At 60.2% G+C, this 25,828-nt stretch carries 25 protein-coding genes and 4 tRNA genes; 23 read left to right on the top strand and 6 right to left on the bottom strand.

Annotated elements, in window-relative coordinates; all coding sequences use genetic code 11:
* Positions 1-5: 5 nt before the first annotated feature.
* From IPM27_03845 to gloB, 5 genes are all read right to left on the bottom strand, one after another.
* Positions 6-935 (bottom strand): nucleotidyl transferase AbiEii/AbiGii toxin family protein, encoded by a 930-nt coding sequence (locus IPM27_03845; protein MBK9160682.1) that lies wholly within the window; start codon positions 933-935, stop codon positions 6-8.
* Positions 932-1,534: a type IV toxin-antitoxin system AbiEi family antitoxin domain-containing protein gene (locus tag IPM27_03840; GenBank protein ID MBK9160681.1), complete on the bottom strand. Its 603-nt coding sequence runs from the start codon at positions 1,532-1,534 to the stop codon at positions 932-934. Before IPM27_03840 ends, IPM27_03845 begins: the two co-directional genes overlap by 4 nt.
* Positions 1,535-1,960: 426 nt before the next feature.
* Entirely contained in the window at positions 1,961-3,010 is a 1,050-nt protein-coding gene (locus IPM27_03835; GenBank protein MBK9160680.1) for a Fic family protein, read from the bottom strand.
* Between the two features lie 442 nt (positions 3,011-3,452).
* Positions 3,453-3,543 (bottom strand) — tRNA-Ser (locus IPM27_03830).
* Positions 3,544-3,793: 250 nt separating this feature from the next.
* Positions 3,794-4,555 carry a hydroxyacylglutathione hydrolase gene (gene gloB / locus IPM27_03825; GenBank protein MBK9160679.1) on the bottom strand — a complete coding sequence of 254 codons (762 nt, stop codon included), beginning with the start codon at positions 4,553-4,555 and terminating at the stop codon, positions 3,794-3,796.
* Between the two features lie 23 nt (positions 4,556-4,578).
* On the opposite strand from gloB, the gene IPM27_03820 reads away from it, so the two are divergent.
* The 8 genes from IPM27_03820 (at position 4,579) to arsB (ending at position 11,343) form a co-directional block, all read left to right on the top strand.
* Entirely contained in the window at positions 4,579-5,322 is a 744-nt protein-coding gene (locus tag IPM27_03820; GenBank protein ID MBK9160678.1) for a methyltransferase domain-containing protein, read from the top strand.
* A gap of 6 nt (positions 5,323-5,328) precedes the next feature.
* On the top strand, positions 5,329-5,784 hold the full coding sequence (gene rnhA / locus IPM27_03815) for a ribonuclease HI (GenBank protein ID MBK9160677.1): 456 nt from the start codon (positions 5,329-5,331) through the stop codon (positions 5,782-5,784).
* A complete protein-coding gene (gene dnaQ, locus IPM27_03810; GenBank protein MBK9160676.1) occupies positions 5,777-6,475 on the top strand; it encodes a DNA polymerase III subunit epsilon in 699 nt (232 codons plus the stop codon). Before rnhA ends, dnaQ begins: the two co-directional genes overlap by 8 nt.
* A 90-nt stretch (positions 6,476-6,565) precedes the next feature.
* Positions 6,566-7,813: an NAD(P)/FAD-dependent oxidoreductase gene (locus tag IPM27_03805; protein MBK9160675.1), complete on the top strand. Its 1,248-nt coding sequence runs from the start codon at positions 6,566-6,568 to the stop codon at positions 7,811-7,813.
* Between the two features lie 66 nt (positions 7,814-7,879).
* Complete coding sequence (locus IPM27_03800) at positions 7,880-9,394, top strand: CHAD domain-containing protein (GenBank protein MBK9160674.1); 1,515 nt, start codon at positions 7,880-7,882, stop codon at positions 9,392-9,394.
* 85 nt (positions 9,395-9,479) lie between these two features.
* Positions 9,480-9,794, top strand: coding sequence for a helix-turn-helix transcriptional regulator (locus IPM27_03795; protein MBK9160673.1), 315 nt, complete (start codon positions 9,480-9,482; stop codon positions 9,792-9,794).
* 20 nt (positions 9,795-9,814) lie between these two features.
* Positions 9,815-10,315 carry an arsenate reductase ArsC gene (locus tag IPM27_03790; GenBank protein ID MBK9160672.1) on the top strand — a complete coding sequence of 167 codons (501 nt, stop codon included), beginning with the start codon at positions 9,815-9,817 and terminating at the stop codon, positions 10,313-10,315.
* 2 nt (positions 10,316-10,317) lie between these two features.
* A complete protein-coding gene (gene arsB, locus IPM27_03785; protein MBK9160671.1) occupies positions 10,318-11,343 on the top strand; it encodes an ACR3 family arsenite efflux transporter in 1,026 nt (341 codons plus the stop codon).
* Positions 11,344-11,380: 37 nt separating this feature from the next.
* Here arsB and IPM27_03780 read toward each other — a convergent pair.
* A tRNA-Val gene (locus IPM27_03780) sits at positions 11,381-11,455 on the bottom strand.
* 114 nt (positions 11,456-11,569) lie between these two features.
* Here IPM27_03780 and gltX point away from each other — a divergent pair.
* The 15 genes from gltX to porA all read left to right on the top strand — a co-directional run bounded on the left by gltX (position 11,570) and on the right by porA (position 25,822).
* Positions 11,570-12,961 carry a glutamate--tRNA ligase gene (gene gltX, locus IPM27_03775; GenBank protein MBK9160670.1) on the top strand — a complete coding sequence of 464 codons (1,392 nt, stop codon included), beginning with the start codon at positions 11,570-11,572 and terminating at the stop codon, positions 12,959-12,961.
* A 70-nt stretch (positions 12,962-13,031) separates the two neighbouring features.
* Positions 13,032-13,107 (top strand) — tRNA-Ala (locus IPM27_03770).
* Between the two features lie 20 nt (positions 13,108-13,127).
* Positions 13,128-13,203, top strand: a tRNA-Glu gene (locus IPM27_03765).
* 111 nt (positions 13,204-13,314) lie between these two features.
* Complete coding sequence (greB, locus tag IPM27_03760; GenBank protein MBK9160669.1) at positions 13,315-13,860, top strand: transcription elongation factor GreB; 546 nt, start codon at positions 13,315-13,317, stop codon at positions 13,858-13,860.
* 105 nt (positions 13,861-13,965) lie between these two features.
* Entirely contained in the window at positions 13,966-14,844 is an 879-nt protein-coding gene (locus tag IPM27_03755; GenBank protein MBK9160668.1) for an ankyrin repeat domain-containing protein, read from the top strand.
* A gap of 84 nt (positions 14,845-14,928) precedes the next feature.
* Positions 14,929-15,267 (top strand): P-II family nitrogen regulator, encoded by a 339-nt coding sequence (locus IPM27_03750; protein MBK9160667.1) that lies wholly within the window; start codon positions 14,929-14,931, stop codon positions 15,265-15,267.
* 90 nt (positions 15,268-15,357) lie between these two features.
* Positions 15,358-16,818 (top strand): IMP dehydrogenase, encoded by a 1,461-nt coding sequence (gene guaB / locus IPM27_03745; GenBank protein MBK9160666.1) that lies wholly within the window; start codon positions 15,358-15,360, stop codon positions 16,816-16,818.
* Positions 16,819-16,900: 82 nt separating this feature from the next.
* Positions 16,901-18,484, top strand: coding sequence for a glutamine-hydrolyzing GMP synthase (gene guaA, locus IPM27_03740; protein MBK9160665.1), 1,584 nt, complete (start codon positions 16,901-16,903; stop codon positions 18,482-18,484).
* Between the two features lie 156 nt (positions 18,485-18,640).
* Positions 18,641-20,443, top strand: coding sequence for an NAD(P)H-dependent oxidoreductase subunit E (locus IPM27_03735; GenBank protein ID MBK9160664.1), 1,803 nt, complete (start codon positions 18,641-18,643; stop codon positions 20,441-20,443).
* The gene (locus IPM27_03730; protein MBK9160663.1) at positions 20,440-21,171 is read left to right on the top strand and encodes a (2Fe-2S)-binding protein; all 732 of its coding nucleotides are present in this window, start codon (positions 20,440-20,442) and stop codon (positions 21,169-21,171) included. The genes IPM27_03735 and IPM27_03730 overlap by 4 nt, the downstream gene beginning before the upstream one ends.
* A 140-nt stretch (positions 21,172-21,311) precedes the next feature.
* The gene (locus IPM27_03725; GenBank protein MBK9160662.1) at positions 21,312-21,857 is read left to right on the top strand and encodes an NADP oxidoreductase; all 546 of its coding nucleotides are present in this window, start codon (positions 21,312-21,314) and stop codon (positions 21,855-21,857) included.
* Between the two features lie 150 nt (positions 21,858-22,007).
* Positions 22,008-23,504 (top strand): Ni/Fe hydrogenase subunit alpha, encoded by a 1,497-nt coding sequence (locus IPM27_03720; GenBank protein MBK9160661.1) that lies wholly within the window; start codon positions 22,008-22,010, stop codon positions 23,502-23,504.
* The gene (locus tag IPM27_03715; protein ID MBK9160660.1) at positions 23,504-23,959 is read left to right on the top strand and encodes a hydrogenase maturation protease; all 456 of its coding nucleotides are present in this window, start codon (positions 23,504-23,506) and stop codon (positions 23,957-23,959) included. The genes IPM27_03720 and IPM27_03715 overlap by 1 nt, the downstream gene beginning before the upstream one ends.
* Positions 23,960-23,994: 35 nt before the next feature.
* Positions 23,995-24,576, top strand: coding sequence for a 2-oxoacid:acceptor oxidoreductase family protein (locus tag IPM27_03710; protein ID MBK9160659.1), 582 nt, complete (start codon positions 23,995-23,997; stop codon positions 24,574-24,576).
* Positions 24,569-25,822, top strand: a complete 1,254-nt coding sequence (gene porA, locus IPM27_03705) for a pyruvate ferredoxin oxidoreductase (GenBank protein ID MBK9160658.1) — start codon at positions 24,569-24,571, stop codon at positions 25,820-25,822. The genes IPM27_03710 and porA overlap by 8 nt, the downstream gene beginning before the upstream one ends.
* The last annotated feature ends 6 nt before the right edge of the window (positions 25,823-25,828 follow it).

Raw genomic sequence — 25,828 nt, 5'->3', positions numbered from 1 at the left:
CGGATTTATTCCGCCTTGCTTTGCCACGAACCACCAGCAGGCCAGTTGGCATTGAATGCCAAACCTTTGGCAGATGCCAGCGTCGGCGGCATCAGGAAATCATGCAAGGCTGTGATGATGTCGGGGAACGTCAGGTCATCCACCGGCAATGCGTTCTTGCGCAGAAACGCTTTCCACTGGGTCTGCTTTGCCGCATCGTTGGCAAATGCCTGGGTCAAGGCCAAAGGGGCTTCGGTCGGCAAGGGTGTCTGGCGACGCGCAAAGGTAGCTTCGATTGCTTCGCCTAGAATGTGTCCCTCAAACGGAAACTTCTGCATGATGATCCAGATGTCGTAGAAATCCTTCATGCGGCTATTGGCTATTCCAAGCCATACCATGGCCTGGAATTTTTCCGCGACCACGGAGTAGATCGGATAGGCGCGCAGCTTGGGGGCGGCAAAATCCAGCACGGTGGGGTAGGTAATGTCATCCGGCGCGGGTGTCACGGCATCGCCGTAGCCAATATCAATCTGAATCGGGATAACGGCATTTCCCAAGCGCGCTTCAAATGACACGCGCACGCCTTGGTACTCCTGATCCTCGCGGATTTCAATGGCACGCATGGTGTCGGGGAGAAACTCCAGCCCATCCGGCTCCACGGACACTTGGCAAATGTTCTGAAAAATCTGCACCACCTGCGGCAACTCGCTCGACCCGAATCCCAGCAGGTCAATATCACGGGTAGGGCGGTGCGATTCACCGCCCCACACGGCAAACAGCATCGCCCCCTTGAGCAGAAACTGGCCGTGGTATTGGGACTGCCCCAAGCGATACAAGAGGCGTTCCAGAGCATAGCGCGTCAACACCAGATCGAATGCCTCACCATCGCGTTTGGCGATATTGAGCAGCCGCTGGCGCACGGAGGCGGGGAGGTTACTTGGTTGATCTATGCTCATGTCAGTGTTTCCAGATAGGGGCGCATCACATTGGATACCCGGCAAACCGCCGCGTAACGCCAGAGCTCGTCCATGGTGCATCTGCGCGCGCGCCAGCTCTCTCTCAGCGCTTCCACGGCCACATCCAGTCCGATCTTGTTCCGGTACTTGAAACAATCGGCGATGGTCTTGGCGAGCGAGTAAATTTGGGTCGGCACACCGTCTATCACATGTGTCTCTATGCCGGACTCTAGTGCATTGCCTGAAAACCGGACAACTCGCAGCGGCGTTTCTTTGGCTGCTGGCGCGCGCGCTTTGTTTTCAATCGCCATCCAGACTTCGAATGGAGCCTGTGTGGTGACCCCATGAAACCTTAGAGCCGAGAGCAGGCAGATCACGCCATGGGGCACACGCTTTGCGGCCTCGCCCAGACTATGATTGGTAGTGATGGCGCTATCGGTCAGCATATAAAGGCCGCGCCCAAGGCGTTGAAGCTTGCCCGCTTCGCATAGGCGGGCAAGATAGGTGCGGGGTATGTTGTGCGGTTCCAGGTCTCGGGCGCGAATTACGCCTGCCTGCTTGGCGAGACTCAGAACCTGCGTGATTTTTGAGGTTTCCATGACTGATACATATCGTCGGTAGTTGCTAATATTTACCGACATTCAGTATCATGTCAACATGTAGTGCATCGGCTGATTAAAGGGATTAAAGGGGGCAGCATCACAATACTTTCTAAACAGCCATGCCACGTCGCCCGCGCATTAAGTTAGCCGATGTACCGAAGCACGTCGTAGGGTAAAAGGTACCGGAGTCGAATTGTTTTGAAAGGTTCGCATACGTGAACAATAAATCGACTCCGGTACCTTTCATCTGGTATTTCATCTGAATTAATGTAACAGCAAGGCTAATCGTGGCGAACCCAATTACGGCCCTATCTGAGCAGGGCTAATTTTCTGTTTGGCCTGAATCACGACTGGCGGGAATTTCATAACGAACCTGTTTGTTTTCGATCTACACAGATCAAGGACACGTTGGGTGCAGGGGGCTTAGCGCATGTCGTACCAAACCCCTCGGCCACTGCCATGCTGGTTCAGCGTACCGCGTTCGACCAGGGTGCGGAAATGCTGCTTGAGCGTATTCCGACTAGCCCCGGTCAGCTTAATGGCATCGCCAATGGTGACACGACCATGTTCGCGGGCAAACTCGACGATCTGTAGCTGCAACTCAGGCATGGCCGCCAGCACGATCTTCTCGCGCTCGACCTTCTTCTCCAGACGCCGCATCTGCTCGGCCAGAGAACGCAGAAAGAACACCAACCACGGCTGCCAGTTCGGGGATTCCGTGCGGATCGTGCCCTGCGTCTGGCGCAGTGCCAGGTAGTAGGCTTCCTTGCTGTGTTCAATCACGCTTTCCAACGAACTGTACGGCACATAGGCATACCCGGCCTGCAGCAGCAGGAACGTGGTGAGCACCCGGGAGAGGCGCCCGTTGCCGTCCTGGAAGGGATGGATCTCCAAGAAAACGACGACGCACAGGGCGATGATTAGCAGTGGATGCAGCCGGGCAGTCTCGCGCTCCTGATTCACCCAGGCCACCAACTCCGTCATCAAGCGAGGTGTATCGAAAGGTGACGCGGTCTGAAACACGATGCCGATCTGCGCGCCGGTTTCGTCGAAAGCAGCGACGCTGTTCGAGTTGGTTTTGTAATTGCCGCGATGCCACGTGTCCTTCTCGCTGTGACGCAGCAAGATCTGATGCAACTGTTTGATTTGATTCTCGGTGAACGGGATGTCCTGCCAAGATGAGAACACCAAGTCCATCAGCTCGGCATAGCCAGCCACTTCCTGCTCATCGCGGGTGGCGAAGGATTTGATCTCCAGATTCGACAGGAGCTGTTCCACCTCCCGGTCGGACAGCTTGCTGCCCTCGATGCGGGTGGAGGAACCGATGCTCTCGATGGTGGCCACGCGGCGCAAGGCCGACAGGCGAGCGGGGGCGAGCGTGCCCAAGGCGCGCCAAGCGCCTTTGAACTCGTCGATCCTGGCAATCAGACTGAGGATCTCCGGGGTGATCTGAATGGAGTCAATTTTCAGCATGAGCCAATACTACACCCATTTACACCCAAAAAATGGCCAATTTTCGGCGCGCACCAACACTGAGGATTTTCAAGGCTACTTAGAAAACCCCTCAGAAATCTGGCACAGTTGGCGCAAATTTGGCACAGCGAAAACCTAGTTTTTAGGTAGGTTCAGGTATGAAGAAGTAGGGTTAAGTACCCCTAAGTCTTTGATATGGCGGAGAGGGCGGGATTGTTCAGTTTTCGCGTTGCCTGCGCGAAAGCTTCATCCCTCGTTGCACTCGGGACTGCCTTCGGCATCCTGCGCGAGCTGCTGGTGGCTTCGGCCGTGCTGCCGCACTTAACGTTCGCAAGCTTCACGTTAGCCTGCGCCGCAACAAGCCGCTGCGCGGCGTGTTGTCGAACCCGTACCCTCCCGTTCAACCAAATAAAAAACCACCCACAAGGGGCGGTTTTGTATTTGGCGGAGAGGGAGGGATTCGAACCCTCGGTGGGGTATTACCCCACACACGCTTTCCAGGCGTGCGACTTAAACCGCTCATCCACCTCTCCAGATGGTACTGCTGTGTTACTTTTCGGGCACGCTTTGGCTACGGCCGCAGCTTCGCAGCTTAACGTTTGCTGCGCTCACGTTAGCCTACGCCGCAACAAGCCGCTACGCAGCGTGTTGTCCAGGCGTGCGACTTAAACCGCTCATCCACCTCTGGTGGAGCTACTAGCCATTCGACTAGGCGGCAAAGCCGCCAAGTCGCTGGTTATCCGAAAGGGCGCGCAGGATAAACCAGAATGCCTTTTGCCGCAATCAGAAGTGGTTCTTCCATTCGCGCAGGGCAGTAAATACGCCGAGTTCGCTGTGGTCGTCCAGGCCGTTCTGTTGCAGGGTGCGGAGGATTTCCGGCTGTGCGCAGCGCAGGAAGGGGTTGGTGGCCTTTTCCAGTTCGATGGTGGAGGGCAGGGTCGGCAGGTTGGCGGCGCGCAGCCGTTCGGTTTCGGCGATGCGTTGCCGTACGTCGGGGTTGTCCGGTTCGCAGGCGAGGGCGAAGCGCAGGTTGGCGGCGGTGTACTCGTGGGCGCAGTACACGCGGGTGCTGTCGGGCAGTGCGGCCAGGCGTTGCAGCGAATGGTGCAACTGCGCGAGGCTGCCCTCGAAGTTCCTGCCGCAGCCCGCGCCGAACAGGACGTCGCCGCAGAACAGTATGTCCGGCGCAAGGTAGGCGATGTGGTCGTCGAGGTGGCCGGGGATCTCGATGATGTCGAGCGCGAGGCCGGGCGCGTCGAGTTCGATGCGGTCGCCTTCGCGCAGGTCGCGGGTGACGTGCGGATTGTTCGCATGCCGCCGTCCGCACACCGGCACGTTGTATACTTCGCGCAGTTCCGCGATGCCGCCGATGTGGTCGGCATGCCGGTGGGTACACAGGATGGCGACGGGCTGCAGGCCGTTCCCGCGCAGGAAGGCGAATACCGGGGCGGCCTCGCCGGGGTCGACCACGACGGCATGACGGTCGTTGTGGATCGCCCAGATGTAGTTGTCCTTGAGGGCGGGTATGGCGGTGATCTGGAACATGGATGATTCACGGAACGAAGGCGATGCCGAATTGTAAGTTAACCGCGCAGAGTTTGAGCGAATGGTTTGCCACCGAGCAGGGCAGCTATGTGCTGGCGCGGGAGTATGCGTTCTTCGACCACGCCGTGAGCGATATCTTCGGTTATAACGCGGTGCAGATGGGTTCGCCGGAACAGGATTTCCTGCGCGGCAGCCGCGTGCCGCTGCGCTTCAGTGCCGGCAGCCAGGCCGGCAATGCGGTGCGGTTGTGCTGTACGGAGTTGCCGTTCGCGAGTGCCAGCATGGATATGGTGCTGTTGCCGCACACGCTCGATTTTGCCGAACATCCGCACCAGATCTTGCGCGAGGTGGAGCGGGTGATGATGCCGGAAGGCAGTCTGGTCATCAGCGGTTTCAATCCGCGCAGTCTGTGGGGGCTGCACCGCGCGCTGGGCAGGCGGCAGGGTTATCCGTGGTGCGGGCGGTTCATTGCGCTGTCGCGCCTCAAGGACTGGCTGGCCTTGCTGGGTTTCGAGGTGGTGGGGGGGCGTTTCGCGGCCTATGCGCCGCCGTTCCACCAGGCCAAATGGCTGGAGCGCTGCGCGTTCATGGAGGCGGCAGGGGACCGCTGGTGGGCGGTGAGCGGCGGGGTGTATTTTCTGCATGCGGTGAAACGCGTGCACGGGATGCGGCTGATCAAGCCGCAATGGAACGAGGGGCTGGTGAGCAAACTGTTGCCAGGTCTCGCCGAAACTGAACAACAGGATTTCGCAACGCAGCGAGGCTGATCCGCAATGAACAAGGACGTGGTCGAGATATTCACGGATGGCGCATGCAAGGGGAACCCCGGCGTGGGCGGATGGGGCGCGCTGTTGCGCAGCAAGGGCAAGGAGCGCGAGATGTTCGGCGGCGAGGCGCACACCACCAACAACCGCATGGAGCTGCTGGCGGCGATCTCCGCGCTGGAAGCCCTGAAGCGGCATTGCCGCGTGAAGCTGCATACCGACTCGAAGTATGTGCAACAGGGCATCAGCGAATGGGTGCATGGCTGGAAGCTGCGCGGCTGGAAGACGGCGGACAAGAAGCCGGTGAAGAACGAGGACTTGTGGCGCAGGCTGGACGCGCTGGCGGCGCAGCACGAGATCGAATGGATCTGGGTCAAGGGACATGCCGGGCATGACGGCAACGAGCGCGCCGACGAGTTGGCGAACCGGGGCGTGGAGTCCGTGCGGGAGAATGAAGATGCGTAAAATTGTGCTGGATACCGAGACCACCGGACTGGACCCCCGGCAGGGGCACCGCATCATCGAACTGGCGGCGATCGAGCTGGACGGACGCAAGGTGTCGCAGAGCCGTTTTCATCGCTACCTCAATCCGGAACGCGAGATCGAGGAGGATGCGGTGAGGATCCACGGGCTGACCTATGAACGCCTGCAGAACGAGCCGAAATTCTCCGACATCGCGACCGGCTTCCTGGAGTTCATCGAGGACGCGGAGCTCATCATCCATAACGCGCCGTTCGACCTGTCCTTCCTGAATCACGAACTGGAACGGGCCGGCTTGCCGCCGTTGCGGAACGAGGTGGTGGATACGCTCAAGCTCGCGCGCGAAATGCATCCCGGCAAGAAGAACAGTCTGGATGCGCTGTGCAGCCGCTATGAGATAGACAATACCCATCGCACGCTGCATGGTGCGCTGCTGGATACCGAATTGCTCGCCGAGGTGTATTTCGCGATGACGCGCGGACAGGAAAGCCTGCTCGGCGACGATCCCGTATCCGGGCGCCAACTGGCTGCGTTGGGCACGGATGCATCCTGTCCCAGGCCGAGGGTGTTGCCGCCGAGCGCGGAGGAATTGGCGGGGCATGCGCAACAACTGGACGATATCGACAAGGCGAGCAAGGGCGCGTGTTTGTGGAAACGGATCGAAGGCGTGGCCTGAAGTCCGGTAGTTCTTTCGTGTTTTTCGCGGACGGTTTTTTGTCCGTACTCAACTTCAATCAACGCGCCCTCGCGGGCGCAGGAATCCGACATGAAAACAGATGTGGTCATCATCGGCGCGGGCGCGGCAGGCCTGATGTGCGCCTTGCAGGCCGGCCAGCGCGGCCGTTCCGTGGTGTTGCTCGACCATGCGAAGAAGCTCGCCGAGAAGATACGCATTTCCGGCGGCGGGCATTGCAATTTCACCAACCTCGGCAGCGGGCCGGAAAATTTCATTTCCGGCAACCCGGATTTCTGCCGGTCGGCGCTGGCGCGCTACGCGCCGCAGGATTTCATTGCGCTGCTGCACAAGCACGGCATCGGATACCACGAAAAGGAACTCGGGCAGTTATTCTGCGATGAAGGCTCGGACGCGATCATCGCGATGCTGCGCGGGGAATGCGATGCGGCGGGCGTGAAGCGTTTCATGAATTGCGAGGTCGGCGAGGTCAAGTATTACCCGTCTCCCGAAGGCGGATCGCTGGACGATGGGCGCGGCGGGCAGGGCGCGGCTGGGAAGGTGGAACACAAGTTCTACGTCGATACGACACGCGGCGAATTCGATGCCGCCTCGCTGGTGATCGCGACCGGCGGCCTGTCCATCCCCAAGGCCGGCGCGACCCCGTTCGGTTACCGCATCGCGGAACAGTTCGGCATCCCCATCGTCAAGCTCAAGCCCGGTCTGGTGCCGCTGACCTTTGCCCCGGACGACTGGAAGCCTTTTGCCGACCTGACCGGCGTCTCCGTCGATACGGTGGTGAGCTTCGGCAGGCAATCGTTCCGCGGGAACCTGCTGGTCACGCATCGCGGCTTGAGCGGTCCGGCGATACTGCAGATCTCTTCCTATTGGCAGCATGGCAAGCCGTTGCATATCGACTTGCTGCCGGGACGCGATATGGCGGCTGTGCTCGACGAACAGAAGGGCAGCAAGAAACTGCTCGGCAATTTCCTGGCGCAATGGCTGCCGAAGAGCTTTGCCGATGTCTGGTGCGCGCAGCTTGCCGATCAGGCCGGGATCGATAACCAGCCGCTGAACCAGTACAACGACAAACAGCGCAAACGGATCGCCGAACGGCTGCACGACTGGGAAGTGTTGCCATCCGGCACGGCAGGCTATGGCAAGGCCGAGGTGACCTGCGGCGGGGTCGACACGCGCGCGCTGTCGTCAAAGACGATGGAATGCATCCAGGTGTCCGGGCTGTATTTCATCGGCGAGGTGGTGGACGTCACCGGGCAACTGGGCGGCTATAACTTCCAGTGGGCATGGGCTTCGGGTCATGCGGCGGGGCAGGTGGTATGATTCCACCAACATTCCATCGGCGGATGCGCCGGGCATGAGGAACGGGATGCGCAAACGGGGAGCGTGATGGCCATCGAATCCGAACTGAAGCTGCGCCTCGCACCGGAACAGCTTGCACGGCTGAAACGGCATCCCCTGTTGCGCACGTACCAGCTCGCACGACCGGTCACCCGACACCTCCACAATATCTATTACGACACCCCGTCGCTGGCTCTGAACAAAGCCAGGATGGCATTGCGCCTGCGCCGTGCCGGGAGGCAATGGCTGCAAACCCTGAAGGGCGGCGGAACGCTCAAGGGCGGCCTGCATGAACGCCACGAGTGGGAGGTGCCGGTAAGCCGGGCGGCGCTGGACTTTTCCATGCCGGAAGCGGCGGAATGGGACACGCTGTTGCCGCTGTCGTGGCGCGATGAATTGCAGCCGGTGTTCGTCACCGATTTCTTCCGTTCCAGCCGTTTGCTGGATTGGCAGGGCTCGTCGATCGAGGTCTGCATGGATCACGGCGAGGCGCGCACCGAGCAGCACAGTGTCCCGATCTGCGAACTGGAACTGGAGTTGAAATCCGGCGACCCGCGCCACCTGTTCGAGCTGGCGCTGGCGATACTCGAGGTCGTGCCGTTCGAACTCGAAACGGTCAACAAGGCGGAGCGGGGTTACCGGCTGCTGTCCGGGTTCGTCGAGCAACCAGTCAAGGCCGTCGCGCCCGGTCTTTCCGGAACCGGCAGGCTGGCGGATGCGTTGCAGACGCTGGCCTGGTCCTGCCTGACCCATCTGCAAGGCAATCTGCACGGGGCGATGTGGAGCGACGATGCGGAATATCTGCATCAGGTTCGCGTTGCGTTGCGCCGCCTGCGCGTGGTGTTGCGCATGGCCGGGAAGATACGGGCCGACGACGGGCTTGCCGCACTGTCCGGCGAGGTGGCGGCGATGTGCGTCGACCTGGGGCGGATACGCGAGTGGGACGTGTTCATCGACCAGACGATCCGGCCGATGTGCGCGCGCATGGCGGGGCATGGCGGCCTGCAGGCGCTGTTGGCCCATAGCGAGCGGCAGCGCGACGGTTGCTACGCCGCGTTGCGCGGGGAGGCGCGCGCGCGCGCGATGCAGCGGCTGATGCTGCGTTTTGCCATCTGGATGAACGGCCCGTACTGGCAGAATGAAGGCGCTGCCCTGCAGGTGGATGACTTCTCGATGCGGCATTTGCGCAGGCTGGACAAACGGTTCGCCCGCTCCATGCGGCACCTGAATACCCTTGATGCGGAGCGGTTGCACGCGATGCGCATTCTCGCGAAGAAACTGAGGTATAGCGCCGAATTCTTTTCCGGCATATATGGCAGGAAGAAAAGCCGCGCCTTCCTTGCGGCGCTCAGCGAGGTGCAGGAGGTGCTCGGCCAGATCAACGATATTGCGGTCGCGCATCGTTTGTTGGACGAATCTGCGGCTGACCGGAGCCTGTCGGCGCATCAGGAGGCGATCGTGCTGGCCCGAGGGTGGATCGCCCACGATCTGTCCGGCCAGTTCGCCTCGTTGCACAAGATTGTGCGGCGTTTTGCCAGGCAACGCCCTTTCTGGGAGAAGTAATTCACCGGCTTTGCGCATGTCTGTCCTTTGCAGTAACATTGCGCCAGATATTTTAATAATTGTTTAACAATGGAAATGTAAAATGATGAAACCGGCTCAAGTGGTAAAGGCGCTGGCTGCATTGGCGCAGCCGACCCGGCTGGCGATCTACCGGTTGCTGGTTGCGTGCGGCCCGGAAGGGTTGGCGGCGGGGCAGGTGGCCGAGAAGCTGAAAGTCTCGCCGGCGACACTGTCGTTCCACTTCAGGACCATGAGTCATGCCGGGCTGGTGGATAGCAGACAGGAAGGGCGCTTCATCTATTACGCAGCAAACTTTACGGCGATGAACGGGATCGTGGCGTACCTGACCGAGAACTGTTGCGGTGGCGATGCGGCTGCCTGTCAGCCGAAGACAAAATAATCAAATCATCCATGGAGGATATCTTGCAGGACAAAACCTATAACGTGCTGGTGTTGTGTACCGGCAATTCCGCGCGCAGCATTCTCGGCGAAGTGTTGTTCAACGAACTGGGCAGGGGACGGTTCAGGGCATGGAGCGCGGGCAGCAAGCCGGCCGGCCGCGTCAATCCGGGCGCGCTGGAATGGTTGCAAACACAGGGATACAGCCTCGAAGGCCTGCGCAGCAAAAGCTGGGACGAATTCGCCGCGCCCGGTGCGCCGGAATTCGATTTCATCTTTACCGTCTGCGACAACGCGGCGGGCGAGGTCTGTCCGGTCTGGCCGGGCAAACCGACCACGGCACACTGGGGCATCCCCGACCCGGCGCATATCGAGGGCGACGAAGCGCGCCGTGCCGCATTCAATAAGGCGGCCGGGCAACTGGCACGCCGCATCCAGTTATTCATGAGCCTGCCCATCGAGAAGCTGGATGGACTCACACTGAAAGAGAGACTGGCCGAGATCGGTCGCATCAAGGATTGACCATGAACCTGTTCGAGCGTTATCTGACCCTGTGGGTCGCGTCATGCATTTTTATCGGCGTGCTGCTCGGCGAGTTATTGCCAGAGGCGTTCCATGCCATTGCCGCGCTGGAAGTCGCCAAAGTGAACATTCCGGTCGGCGTGCTGGTGTGGGTGATGATCATCCCGATGTTGCTGAAAATCGATTTCGGCGCATTGCATCAGGTCAGGGCGCATGTGCGCGGCATCGGCGTCACGCTGTTCGTCAACTGGGCGGTCAAACCGTTCTCGATGGCCTTCCTCGGCTGGCTGTTCATCCGCCATGTGTTTGCCGATTACCTGCCGCAGGATCAGCTCGACAGCTACATCGCCGGCCTGATCCTGCTTGCCGCAGCACCGTGTACCGCGATGGTGTTCGTGTGGAGCAACCTGGTGAAAGGCGACCCGTATTTCACGCTGTCCCAGGTGGCGCTCAACGACACCATCATGATCTTCGCTTTCGCGCCGCTGGTGGGACTGCTGCTTGGCATTGCCAGCATCGCGGTGCCATGGGACACGCTGTTCGTTTCGGTGGTGTTCTACATCGTGATCCCGGTCATCATCGCGCAATTGTTGCGCCACCGCTTGCTGGCGAAGGGCGAGAAGACGTTCGCGAGTGCGATGGCGCATATCGCCCCGTATTCGATGGGCGCGCTGCTGGTGACACTGGTGCTGCTGTTCGCGTTGCAGGGTAGCGCCATCGTTGCGCAGCCGCTGGTGATCGCGATGCTGGCCGTGCCGATCCTGATCCAGGTGCTGTTCAATTCCGGGCTGGCCTACTGGTTGAACCGCCGCCTGGGTGTGGTGCACTGCGTCGCGGCACCCTCGGCGCTGATCGGTGCGAGCAATTTCTTCGAGCTGGCGGTGGCTACTGCCATCAGCCTGTTCGGTTTCCAGTCCGGTGCGGCGCTGGCGACCGTGGTCGGCGTGCTGATCGAGGTTCCAGTGATGCTGATGGTGGTGAAGGTCGCCAATGCGAGTCAGGGCTGGTACGGGCAGGCGAATAAATAAAAAGGACCCGGGCTTGCGACCGAGTCCTTGGCTGTAATGGTGGGCGATACTGGGTTCGAACCAGTGACCCCTGCCGTGTGAAGGCAGTGCTCTACCGCTGAGCTAACCGCCCTTTTCGAGGGCGCGGATTAAAGCATAAGGCCGCGCGCGCCGTCAATTTCTTTGTGCGCACGCCGGGCAAAGCCCGTAAAATGCGCGCCTCGTTTTTTGCTTTCCTGTCCAAGTCATGACTGTACGTACCCGTTTCGCCCCCAGCCCCACCGGTTATCTGCATATCGGTGGCGCACGCACGGCCCTGTTCTCATGGGCGTATGCCCGCAAGCACGGCGGCGCTTTCATCCTGCGCATTGAAGATACCGATGTGGAACGGTCCACCCCGGAGGCGGTGCAGGCCATCCTGGACGGCATGGCATGGCTCAGGCTGGACTGCGACGAAGGTCCGTTCTACCAGATGCGCCGCATGGACCGCTACAAAGAGGTGATCCGGCAGATGCTGGACGAGGGTTCTGCCTATTATTGCTACACCTCACCGGAAGAGCTGGAAGCGATGCGCGAGGAACAGCGCGCGCGCGGCGATAAGCCGCGTTATGACGGTCGCTGGCGGCCCGAGCCGGGCAAGGTGCTGCCGGCCCCGCCCGATGGGGTCAAGCCGGTGGTGCGTTTCAGGAACCCGCACCACGGCGTGGCGGCGTGGGACGACCTGGTCAAGGGCAGGATCGTGTTCGAGAACAGCGAACTGGACGACCTGATCATCGCCCGTTCGGATGGCACGCCGACTTATAACTTCTGCGTCGTGGTGGATGACTGGGACATGAAGATCACGCATGTGATCCGTGGCGACGACCATGTCAACAATACGCCGCGCCAGATCAACATCCTGAAGGCGCTGGGGGCGACCTTGCCGCAGTATGCGCACTTGTCGATGATACTCGGCGATGACGGTACCAAGCTTTCCAAGCGCCACGGTGCGGTCAGCGTGATGCAGTATGACGAGGACGGTTACCTGCCGGAAGCGGTGGTTAATTATCTGGCCCGGTTGGGCTGGTCGCACGGCGACGAGGAGGTCTTTTCGGTGGAGCAATTCTGCCAGTGGTTCGACCTCGATCACATCACGGCATCCGCCGCGCAGTTCAATACCGAGAAGCTGAACTGGCTCAACCAGCATTACCTGAAGCAGGCCGACAGCGCGCGCCTGGCAGCGCTGGTGCGTCCGCGCCTGGAAGCACGCGGGCTGACCGTGGGGGAAGCTCCGGCGCTGGAGTCGGTGATCGCGCTGTACAAGGAGCGTGTCGCTACGCTCAACGAACTGGCCGATGCGGCGGAAGTGTTCTATATCGAAGTCCGTCCGTCGCAGGAATTGCTGGATGCGCATCTGGTTCCGGAGGTGTTGCCCGCGTTGCGCGAGCTCGCCGAACGTTTTGCCGACGTTGTGTGGGAAGCGCCGGTTCTTGCGGCCCTGATAAAAGAGTCGCTGGCCAAACACAATCTCAAAATGCCCAGGCTGGCGATGCCGCTGCGCGTGATGCTGGTCGGCCAGACCCATACGCCATCGGTCGATGCGGTGCTTGCCCTGTTCCCGCGCGAGACCGTGCTGGCGCGCCTGAAACGGTACTTGTGATTTTTCCGGGAAGCCTGCTTTACAAGCGCGGGTCGCATCACTATAATGCGCGCTCTTTTTGGGGTGCAACGGGGGTATAGCTCAGCTGGGAGAGCGCTTGCATGGCATGCAAGAGGTCAGCGGTTCGATCCCGCTTATCTCCACCAAAGAAGCTGAAAGTAACAACGTCCCTATCGTCTAGAGGCCTAGGACATCGCCCTTTCACGGCGGTAACACGAGTTCGAATCTCGTTGGGGACGCCAAATTATCGAAGGGCTGGAGCGATCCAGCCCTTTTCCATTTTTTGCGACGAAATTGCCAGTGCAGCCGCCACCTGACTTTCTGCCGTTGCTGTTGCTGTACACTTCCCGATCATGAGCAAGGCGTTACGACACAATGAGGATGACGAGGCGGGCGGAGTCGACCGATTGCCTGCAGGCGTAAAGAATTACATCACGCCGGGCGGATACCGCAAGCTGCAGGATGAGCTCGATCATCTGTGGAAGGTGGAACGTCCGGCATTGGTGAAGACCATTACCTGGGCGGCTTCCAATGGGGACCGCTCCGAGAACGGGGACTATATCTACGGCAAGAAGCGCCTGCGCGAGATCGACCGGCGCGTGCGTTTCCTGCGCAAGCGTCTGGATCAAGCGGAGGTGGTCGATCCGGCGCAACGCGGCGGGTGCGAACAGGTGTTCTTCGGCGCGACGGTGACGGTATGCAACGATGACGGGTGCGAGAGTACTTATTGCATTGTCGGCGTCGACGAGGCCGAAGCGGGACGTGGCCGGATCAGTTGGGTCTCCCCGTTGGCGAGAGCGCTGCTCAAGTTGCGTGAAGGCGATGTGGCGAGATTGCAGACCCCGGCAGGTATCAATGAGCTCGAAGTGCTGTCGGTGGTTTATCGCGAGCTGGATTGAGCGCGTTAGCCCGTGTTCCTTTGCGCTTGCCGGGAAGTTTGTTATGTTGGGAGCCGGGGAGGGCTGGCGACCGTACTGCGATTGATTGCCGCGAACCAATAGACCATGGATGCAAGACTATTACAGATACTGAATAACCGTCCGCAGAATTACCCGCATGCGCTCGCGGAGAAATATCCGCGCGTGCTCAACAGGATCATGGAGTTATGGGACAAGACGGAGATCGATGCCTATTTCGTCGAGCTGATGGTCAGCAACCGCCCGGACCGGCAGGGTTTCCCCAAGGATGTGGCGGCAGACATCGTGTACCTGAGCATGGTGCATGCGCGGCAGCGTAACCGCGAAGAGGTCAATCCGTGGGCATCCTTTGCCAAGGAAGTGCGACATGAGATCGAGCAGCGGGGCGTATCCTGTTCGCCGGAAGGGATGATCAAATCCGCCGAATCCGGCAAGAATGACGTCATGTCCATGTTCATCGGTGCCGGGATGGATGTTGACACTTTCGACGAGCGACGCTGGACGCCGCTGATGATCTCGGCCTCCAACGGCAATGTCGAGATGGCGGAGATGATGATCCTGGCCGGAGCGAATATCCATCACAAGGACTCTGCCGGATATACCCCGTTGCACTGGGCGGCATTCAATGGTTCCGGCGAGGTGGTGAGGCTGCTGCTGGACAAGGGGGTCGACGTCAATGCGCGCAGCAACCACGGCTGGACACCGCTCTTGCAGGCGGCGACGCGCGGCAATCTGACGGTCACTTCCATCCTCATCGAACGCGGCGCGGATCTGAACATGCCATCGAATGACGGGTGGACAGCCTTGCATAAGGCTGCCGGAAACGGCCATCTGGCGGAAGTCTCACTGTTGCTGAGCAAGGGCGCGGATGCGCGTGCGAAACTTGACGACGGGTCGACCGCGCTTGATATTGCCGGCAAGAACAAGCACGAGCAGGTCGTCGCCTTGTTAAGCACGCGAAGTTGATGGCGTACCGATGCCCTCAACTTGATACAATCAGCATCCCCCGCAGGGGAATTACCGATCAACCAATGCAACAGGAAGCCTGCCATGAAAAAAATCGAAGCCGTGATCAAGCCGTTCAAGCTGGATGAAGTACGCGAGGCGCTGTCCGAACTGGGCGTGAGCGGATTGACGGTTACCGAAGTGAAGGGCTTCGGCCGGCAAAAGGGGCATACCGAGCTGTACCGTGGTGCCGAGTATGTTGTGGATTTCCTGCCCAAGATCAAGGTGGAGGTTGTGGTCTCGTCCGATTTGCTCGATACGGCGGTTGAAGCGATCATCAAGGCCGCTCATACCGGCAAGATCGGCGACGGCAAGATATTCGTCTCGACCGTGGAGCAGGTCATCCGTATCCGTACCGGAGAAACCGACGAGACCGCGCTGTAGGCGGGTTGCCGTCCGTTTTGCATGGATCGTCGGCTTCATGGCTGCGGTCCGACTTTGATATAATCCGCACTTTGCCGGGGGCAGTTTCATATGCGCATCATCCAGAAAGCTCTAACCTTTGACGACGTTCTGCTCGTCCCAGCCTATTCCAACGTATTGCCGCGCGATGTCAGCTTGCGCACCCAGCTCAGCCGCAATATCAGCCTGAACATCCCGCTGTTGTCTGCAGCGATGGATACCGTCACCGAATCCCGCCTGGCGATTGCGCTGGCGCAGGAAGGCGGGATCGGCATCGTGCACAAGAATATGTCGGCTTCCGCGCAAGCGGCCAAGGTCGCCAAGGTCAAACGCTTCGAGAGCGGCGTGGTCAAGGATCCCATTACCATCACCCCCGACATGTCGGTGCGAAACGTGCTGGATCTGACCCGCCAGCACAAGATATCCGGTCTGCCGGTGGTGCGGGGCAAGCAGGTGGTCGGCATCGTCACCAATCGCGACCTTCGTTTCGAGAACAATCTGGACCAGCCGATCAGCAACATCATGACGCCGCGCGAGCGTTTGATCACCGTCAGGGAGAACGCCAGCCTCGACGAGGCGCGCAGCCTGATGCACAAGCATCGCATCGAGCGCGTGCTGGTGGTTGACGATGCGTTTGAGTTGCGCGGCCTGATGACGGTAAAGGACATCCTGAAAGCCAGCGAACATCCGCTGGCCTGCAAAGACAGCCTGGGCCGTTTGCGGGTCGGTGCGGCAGTCGGGGTGGGTGCGGGCACGGAAGAACGGGTCACGCTGCTGGCCGAGGCCGGCGTCGACGTGATCGTGGTCGATACCGCCCACGGTCACTCGCAGGGCGTGCTGGACCGCGTCAAGTGGGTCAAGACGCACTTCCCGCAGGTCGAGGTGATCGGCGGCAATATCGCCACCGGTGTGGCGGCGCAAGCCTTGCTGGATCACGGCGCGGACGGTGTGAAGGTCGGCATCGGCCCCGGTTCGATCTGCACCACGCGTATCGTCGCGGGTGTCGGGGTACCGCAGATCGCCGCGATCCAGAACGTGGCGAAAGCATTGCAGGGGACGGGCGTGCCCTTGATCGCCGACGGAGGCATCCGTTTCTCGGGAGACATCGCCAAGGCCATCGCTGCCGGCGCACATGCCGTGATGCTGGGCGGATTGTTTGCTGGAACCGAAGAATCGCCCGGCGAGATCGAACTGTTCCAGGGGCGTTCCTACAAGTCTTACCGCGGCATGGGCAGCCTGGGTGCGATGCAGCAGGGCTCCAGCGACCGTTATTTTCAGGACGGCGAGAGCAATCAGGACAAGTATGTCCCGGAGGGCGTGGAAGGACGTGTGCCGTACAAGGGCAGCGTGCTGGCGGTAATCCATCAGCTGATGGGTGGATTGCGTTCCAGCATGGGTTACCTCGGTTGCGCCGATATCGCCGCCATGCACACCAAGGCCGAATTCGTCGAGATCACCTCGTCCGGGATCCGCGAGTCGCACGTGCATGACGTGCAGATCACCAAGGAAGCGCCGAACTATCACATCGACTAGGATTTTTTGGGATGTAGGATTGAGTAGAAGCCATTCTGCGACCCTTCCTGAATCCTCATTCCCAATTCCTGAATTCTGAGAAATCATGCATAAAAAAATCCTCATCCTCGACTTCGGCTCCCAGTACACGCAACTGATCGCCCGCCGCGTGCGCGAGACGCATGTCTATTGCGAACTGCATCCGTGGGACATGACGGAAGCGGACATCCGCGCGTTCGCACCGAGCGGCATCATCCTGTCGGGCGGGCCGAATTCCGTCTATGAGGATGAAACCCCGAAGGCACCGCAGGCGGTGTTCGAGATGGGGATCCCGGTGCTGGGCATCTGTTACGGCATGCAGACCATGGCAGCGCAACTGGGCGGCAAGGTCGAGTCCGGCCATGTGCGCGAATTCGGTTATGCCGAGATCCGTGCGCAGGGGCACTCGAAACTGTTCGACGGTATCCAGGACAAGACCAATGCGCAGGGACACGGCCTGCTGGAGGTGTGGATGAGCCACGGCGACAAGGTCGCCGCCTTGCCGCCGGGATTCTCCGTGATCGCGTCCAACGAGGCGACGCCGTTTGCCGCGATGGCGGATGAAACGCGCCGTTTCTATGCGGTGCAGTTCCATCCGGAAGTCACGCACACCCATCAGGGCAAGGCCATCCTGGCGCGCTTCGTGCACGACATTTGCGGCTGCGGGCAGGACTGGAACATGCCGGATTACATTGCCGAGGCGGTAGAGAAGATACGCAGCCAGGTCGGTGACGAAGAGGTGATCCTGGGGCTGTCCGGCGGCGTGGATTCGTCAGTCGCGGCGGCGCTGATCCATCGAGCCATCGGCGACCAGTTGACCTGCGTGTTCGTGGACAACGGATTGCTGCGACTGGATGAAGGCAAGCAGGTAATGGAAACGTTTGGCGATCACCTGCACATGAAGATCATCCATGTGGATGCCAGCGACGAATTCATGAAGCACCTGACCGGCGTCTCTGATCCGGAGCAGAAGCGCAAGATCATCGGGCGCGAATTCGTCGAGGTGTTCCAGCGCGAATCTGCCAGGCTGAAGAGCGCAAGGTGGCTGGCGCAGGGCACCATTTATCCCGACGTGATCGAGTCGGCCAGTGCCAAGACCAAGAAGGCACATACCATCAAATCGCATCATAACGTCGGCGGCCTGCCGGAGTCGCTGCATCTCCAGTTGCTGGAGCCGCTGCGCGAACTGTTCAAGGATGAAGTGCGCGAACTGGGTGTCGCACTCGGTCTGCCGAACGACATGGTGTACCGCCACCCTTTTCCCGGCCCCGGACTGGGCGTGCGCATCCTGGGAGAAGTGAAGCGCGAATATGCCGAATTGTTGCGCCGTGCCGATGCCATCTATATCGAGGAATTGCGCAATACCAGAGATGCCGACGGCAAGAGCTGGTACGACAAGACCTCGCAGGCGTTCACCGTGTTCCTGCCGGTGAAGTCGGTCGGCGTGATGGGCGACGGCCGCACCTACGAATGGGTGGTCTCCTTGCGTGCGGTCGTCACGAGCGATTTCATGACCGCGCACTGGGCGCACCTGCCGTACGAACTGCTGGGCAGGGTGTCCAACCGCATCATCAACGAAGTACGCGGCATCAACCGCGTCGTCTACGACATCTCCGGAAAACCGCCTGCGACCATCGAGTGGGAGTAGCATGCTTTCACGAGGCGAACGCCCGTGAGCAATCAATTGGTCGGGTATTTAATGACTGTGTAACACAATGAGCGTAGAATCTTGCGCGTGACAGAATTTTAAAGAAGGCTTGTAAAGAAGATTTGCCAGTCTTCAATCAATACCCGAAAGCTTTTCATGGCAACTCGAAGTGAAGTGCAAGCAGGCTGTCTGGATACCATCCTGACTCGGCACGGTTATGATTCATCCGCCTTGCTGCAGATTCTGCGTGAAGTCCAGGAATGTTCCGGTCATATCGATCACGACACGATCAGTTCCCTCGCTAACAAACTTCGCATTCCGCGTTCACGCATCGAGAGCGTGGCCTCGTTCTATTCTTTCCTGCACCTGAAGCCGCAAGGCGAATATCGCGTATTGTTTTCGGACAATATCACCGACCGCATGCTGGGCAGCAAGGCCCTGATGGAGCGCATGTGCCAGCAATTGTGGCTCCAGCCCGGCAAGATGTCGGAAGACGGGCTGGTCAGTATCGGCACCACCTCCTGTACCGGCATGTGCGACCAGGGCCCGGCGATGCTGGTGAACGGATACGCGATCACGCGCCTGTCGCATCAGCGGGTACAGGAGATCGGCCAGTTGATCCGCAATCGCACGCCGCTTGAAGCATGGCCGTCCGGTTTATTCCATGTCGAAGACAACATCCGGCGTAGCGGCCTGCTGCTGGACAATCGGCTCGAACCGGGAGAAGTGTTGCGGGCGGCGTTTGCGCTGGGTGCGGACAAGATCGCCGGGGCGATCACGATGTCCGGGCTGCGCGGTCGCGGTGGCGCGGGATACCCCACCGGCCTGAAATGGGAAGCGTGCCGCAACGCGCAGGGCGCAGAACATTATGTGGTATGCAATGCCGATGAGGGCGAGCCCGGCACGTTCAAGGATCGCGTGTTGCTGACCCGCCAGGCTGATCTGGTGTTCGAGGGCATGACGCTGTGCGCGCTGTCGGTCGGCGCGCGCAAAGGTTTCCTCTATCTGCGCGGCGAGTACCTGCATTTGCTGGAGCCACTGAAAGCGGTATTGCAGCGCCGTCGCGATGCGAACCTGCTGGGCGACGGCATCCTGGGGCAGACCGGATTCGATTTCGATATCGATATCCACCTTGGCGCCGGAGCCTATATCTGCGGCGAGGAATCGGCGCTGATCGAATCGCTGGAAGGCAAGCGTGGTGTGCCGCGCAGTCGTCCTCCGTTCCCGGTTACGCATGGCTATCTGCAGCAGCCGACCGCCGTGGACAACGTGGAGACTTTCTGCCAGGCGGCGCTGGCACTGCATATGGGGGCCGAACACTATCGCGCCATCGGCACGGAAAAATCCACCGGCAGCAAGCTCATCTCGGTATCCGGCGATTGCCCGCGCCCGGGCATCTACGAATATCCTTTCGGTGTTTCGGTGCGGGAAGTACTGCACGACTGCGGAGCGGTGAACACACTGGCGGTACAGGTCAGCGGCCCTTCCGGGGTATGCGTCGCCGAAAGAGAATTCGACCGGAAACTGGGATTCGAAGACCTGCCTACCGCCGGCGCCTTCATGGTGTTCGACGACAGCCGCGATATTTTCGAGGTGGCGCGCAACTTTGTGCATTTCTTCGCGCACGAGAGCTGCGGCTTCTGCACGCCATGCCGTGTCGGCACCTCGATGCTGAAGCAGACCATGGACAAGATCGCGGCCGGACACGGCACGCGCCATGACCTGAACGAGATCGAGAATCTCGATCGTGTGCTGCAGACCAGTTCGCATTGCGGGCTGGGGCGTACCGCCTGCAATCCGGTGTTACATACCCTCAGGCATTTTCGCCCCGCCTACGAGAACAGACTGAAGTCGCTGGATTTCGAGCCTGCATTCGACCTCGATGGCGCACTGGCACGTGCCAGGCAGATGACCGGACGCGACGATGCGGGGGCGCATTTGAGGACAGAAGAGACATGAGCGATACCTTCCAGCTCGACGGTGCGACCGTCCCTTTCGAAAAAGGGCAGACCGTACTGCAAGCCGCACTGGCGGCCGGGCAATATATCCCGCACCTGTGCTATCACCCGGAATTCAAGCCGCACGGCAGTTGCAAGCTATGCACGGTCAAGGTGAGCGGGCGCACCACGGCCTCCTGCACCATGCCTGCCGAGGCCGGGCTGGAGATCGAAAGCGATATCGAAGAACTGAATGCGCTGCGCCGCACGCTGGTGCAGATGCTGTTCGCCGAAGGCAACCATTTCTGCCCGTCGTGCGAAAAGAGCGGCAATTGCATGCTGCAGGCGCTGGGTTACGATCTCGAGGTGCATACGGCAGGCTTCCGCCACATGTACCCTGACCGTCCGGTGGACGCATCGCATCCCGATATCCTGCTGGACTTCAACCGCTGCATCCTGTGCGAACTGTGCGTGCGCGCTTCCAGCGAAGTGGACGGCAAGAACGTATTCGCGCTGGCGGGACGCGGCATTACCAAGCACCTGATCGTCAATGCGGAATCCGGCCTGCTCAAGGACACCGACATCGAGCTGGCCGACAAGGCGATGCAGGTCTGCCCGGTCGGTGTGATCCTGAAAAAAGGCGTGGGTTTCAGCCAGCCTATCGGTGAGCGTCGCTACGACCAGCGTCCGATCAGCGCTCAAGCCTTGGATGATGCACCGCGTCCTCCATCGGGAGCGAAGCATGAATAGGAATTGCGAAGCAACCACATGGTTCCTTCCCCCATGCAGGGGGAAGGCTAGGATGGGGGTAGAAATTAGGAGACCCAACAAGTCTACCCCCTCCCTAACCCTCCCCCTGCATGGGGGAGGGGATGAGTTTGGAGGTACGCATGACTGAGAAGAAGAAACTGCGCATCGCCACCACCTCGCTCGCGGGATGTTTCGGTTGCCACATGTCTTTCCTCGACATCGACGAGCGCATCCTGCTTTTGCTGGAACTGGTCGAATTCGACCGCTCGCCGATCACCGACATCAAGCATTGCGGGCCATGCGACATCGGCATCGTCGAGGGCGGCATCTGCAACGCGGAGAATGTGCATGTGCTGCGCGAGTTCCGCAAGAACTGCAAGACCCTCATCGCGATCGGTGCCTGCGCGATCAACGGTGGCCTGCCCGCGCAACGCAATCACCTCGACCTGGGCAGTTGCCTGACCGAGGTGTATCTCACCGAGCCGGGGTTGGTGCACGGCCACATCCCGGACGATCCGGAACTGCCGCTGCCGCTGGACAAGGTGCACCCGCTGCACGAGGTGGTGAAGATCGATTACTTCATCCCCGGCTGCCCGCCCTCCGGCGATGCCATCTGGAAATTCCTCACCGACCTCATTGCGGGCAAGACGCCCGAGCTGGGACATGGTTTGATCAAATATGACTAAAACCTATCCCAAAATTACTGCGCTCGTCATCTTGCGTCCCGGCGGTGCTCGGAATCCTCATGTATTGCCACATACACTCCGGTTCCTGCGCTCCGGCGGAACGCAACCTGACTTCGCTCGCTACATTTTGAGATAGGTTCCCCCAGAATCATGACTAACGAATCCAACAATCTGGAAACTGCCACCCATCCCGAGAACCTGCGCCGCGTCGCCATCGATCCGGTATCGCGTGTGGAAGGACACGGCAAGGTCACGTTGCTGCTGGACGAGAACGACCGCATCCATCAGGTGCGGTTGCACATCGTGGAGTTTCGCGGCTTCGAGAAATTCATCCAGGGCCGCCCGTATTGGGAAGCGCCGGTCATGGTGCAGCGGCTGTGCGGCATCTGCCCGGTGAGCCACCATCTTGCCGCCAGTAAAGCGATGGATATGATCGTCGGCGCGACGCTGACGCCGACGGCAGAAAAAGTGCGGCGGCTGATGCACTATGGCCAGATGTTGCAGTCGCATGCGCTGCATTTCTTCCACCTGTGTTCGCCCGATCTGCTGTTCGGTTTCGATTCCGATGTCGCCAAGCGCAACATCGTCGGCGTGATAGGCGCCTATCCGGATATCGCCAAACAGGGTGTGCTGTTGCGCAAATACGGGCAGGAGGTGATCCGTGTCACGTCGGGCAAGCGGGTGCATGGCACCGGTTCCATCCCCGGCGGTGTGAACAAGAACGTCAGCATCGAGGAGCGCGACTATCTGCTCAAGGACGTCGATCAGATCGTGGCGTGGAGCGCGGACGCGGTCGGCATCGCGCGCAAGCTGTTCGAGCAGAACCTCGACCTGTACAACGAGTTCGGCACCTTCAGGGCGCACACGCTGAATCTGGTGCGCGCCGACGGCGGGATGGATCTGTATCACGGCGGACTGCGTGCGCGCAGCATGGACGGCGAGACACTGTTCGACAATTTTGATTACAGCCGTTACTGGGACGTGATCTTCGAAGACGTGAAACCGTGGTCGTACATGAAGTTCCCGTTCTTGCGCAGCATCGGTCCGGAACAGGGCTGGTATCGTGTCGGGCCGCTCACGCGGGTCGCCCAGAGTGACTTCATCCCTTCGTCACTGGCCAACCAGGCACGCAAGGTATTCATGGCGTTCAACGGTGGCTCGGCGGCCAAGGCCACGCTGGGTACGCATTGGGCACGCATGATCGAGATGTTGCATTCCGCCGAAATGATCCGCGAGTTGCTGCATGATCCCGATCTGCAAGGGAATGACCTCGTAGCGAAAGGCGAACGCCAGGAACGTGGCGTCGGCGTGATCGAAGCGCCGCGCGGCACGCTTATCCATCACTACAAGGTGGACGAGAGCGACCAGATCGTGCGCTGCAACCTGATCGTCTCTACCACGCACAACAACCAGGCGATGAACGAAGCGATCCGCCAGGTGGCACGACAATATCTGGATGGCAAGAAGCTCACCGAGGGCTTGCTCAACCACATCGAAGTCGCGATCCGGGCATTTGACCCCTGTCTTTCCTGCGCCACCCATGCGCTCGGCAAGATGCCGCTGGAGGTGGAATTGCTGGATGCGGATGAGTCGCGGATCGATGTGCTGGCACGTTCATCGGAAGGGTCTTTCTGCACGCCCGGGTGATGACGGCGCCGATACTGGTTCTGGCGGTGGGTAACGAGTCGCGTGGTGACGATGCGTTGGCGCCGTTGCTGGTGCGCCGGATCCAGGGCGAGGTTCCGGACAAGGCAGAGTTCATCGAGGACTATCAATTGCAGGTCGAGCATGTCGTCGATCTGGTCGGGCGCGGTGCGGTGCTGTTCGTCGATGCCGATGTCTCCTGTGATGCGCCGTTCTGCTTTTCGCAGATTTTCGCCACGCACGACAACAGCTATACCAGTCATGCGATGAGTCCGGCAGCCCTGTTGCATGCCTACCGGCAGGTTTACGGGGCTGATGCGCCGCCCGCTTTCCTGTTGCGTGTGCGCGGCTATGGTTTCGAACTGGGGGAAGGGTTGAGCGATGAGGCTTCCGCCAATCTGGAACGTGCGACAGAAAAGATTCGGGGTTGGTTGGCTGACTTTCCAGCTTTGGGGTAGTAAGCTTCGTTACTGAGGATTCGAGAGGAATAAACATGTTTCAGATACGTATACACGGACGCGGCGGCCAGGGTGTGGTGACGGCCACGGAGATGCTGTCGGTCGCCGCATTTGAGGAAGGGCGCCATGCGCAAGCCTTCCCCAGTTTCGGATCGGAACGTACCGGTGCGCCGGTCGTATCGTTCTGTCGCATCGACGACAAGGAGATCCGGTTGCGCGAACAGATCATGGAGCCGGATGCGCTGATCATCCAGGATCCGACCCTGCTGCACCAGATCGACGTCTTTTCCGGATTGAAACCGGACGGGTATGTGCTGCTCAATACCAGCCACACTTTCGAAGTGCTCGGTCTGGGCGACGTACTCAAGGGGCGCAAGGCCGAACGTTTCTGCACGCTGCCTGCTACAGAACTGGGGCTCAAGCATGTTGGTCGACCCATCCCCAACGTGCCGCTGATCGCCGGATTCGCCGCGCTGTCCGGCATCATCAAACTGGAATCCGTCATCAAGGCGATCAATGAGAAGTTCTCCGGCAAGGTCGCTGAGGGCAACATCGCTGCTGCCACGGAAGCCTATAACCTGGTGAAAGAGCAAATGAAGGAGCATGCCCATGCTTAAACAGACAGAAGGTTCCAAGGCGGTCGCCGAAGCCATCGCGCTGTGCCGGCCGGAAGTGATCTGTGCCTACCCGATCTCGCCGCAGACGCACATCGTCGAAGCGCTGGGCGAGATGGTGAAAGCGGGCGAACTGCAACCTTGCGAGTTCATCAACGTGGAGAGCGAGTTCGCCGCGATGTCGGTGGCCATCGGTTCCTCGGCAGCGGGTGCGCGTTCTTACACTGCCACCGCTTCGCAGGGACTGCTGTTCATGGTGGAGGCGGTCTATAACGCTTCCGGCCTTGGTCTGCCCATCGTGATGACCGTGGCGAACCGAGCCATCGGCGCGCCGATCAACATCTGGAACGACCATTCCGACTCGCTGTCGCAGCGCGACTCCGGCTGGATGCAGTTGTTCGCCGAGACCAACCAGGAAGCGGTGGACCTGCACATCCAGGCGTTCCGCCTTGCGGAAGAGCTGTCGATGCCGGTGATGGTGTGCATGGACGGCTTCATTCTGACGCATGCTTTCGAGCGCGTGGACATCCCGTCGCAGGAGCAGGTGGATGCCTATCTGCCGCCGTTCGAACCGCGCCAGGTACTCGATCCGAATGATCCGATCTCCATCGGCGCGATGGTCGGCCCCGAGGCGTTCATGGAAGTGCGCTATCTTGCCCACGCCAAGCAGATGCAGGCGCTGGAGCTGATCCCGAAACTGGCGGGCGAGTTCAAGAAGCAGTTCGGACGCGACAGCGGCGGACTGATCCGTACCTATTGCATCGAGGATGCCGAGACGGTGGTCATCGCGATGGGCTCGGTACTTGGCACCATCAAGGATGTGGTGGACGACATGCGCGAGGCCGGACACAAGATCGGCGTGCTGGGCATCATCAGTTTCCGTCCTTTCCCCTTGCAGGAAGTACGCGAAGCACTGATCCACTGCAAGCGATTCCTGGTCCTGGAAAAGAGCCTGGCAGTCGGACTCGGAGGCATCGTCGCCACCAATGTGCGCATGGCGGTGACCGGCACAGGCCTCAAGGGTTTCACCGCCGTCGCCGGGCTGGGCGGCCGTTCCATCCCCAAGGCCTCGCTGCACAAGCTGTTCCTCGAGGCGGAGCAGGAGGCGCTGGAACCGGTGAGCTTCGTCGACCTGGATTGGGATGCGGTCAACAAGCAACTGGAGCGCGAGAAGCAGACACGCCGTTCCGGCCCTATCGCCGAGAACATCCTGCACGACAAAGGCATCGTGTCGGCCAAGTTCGGTTGAGGAGAA

The sequence above is a fragment of the Nitrosomonadales bacterium genome (assembly GCA_016716325.1).
Classification (GTDB): domain Bacteria; phylum Pseudomonadota; class Gammaproteobacteria; order Burkholderiales; family Gallionellaceae; genus Gallionella.
Note: the sequence above shows the minus strand (reverse complement) of the source record. Positions and strands in the feature narration are given on the sequence as shown.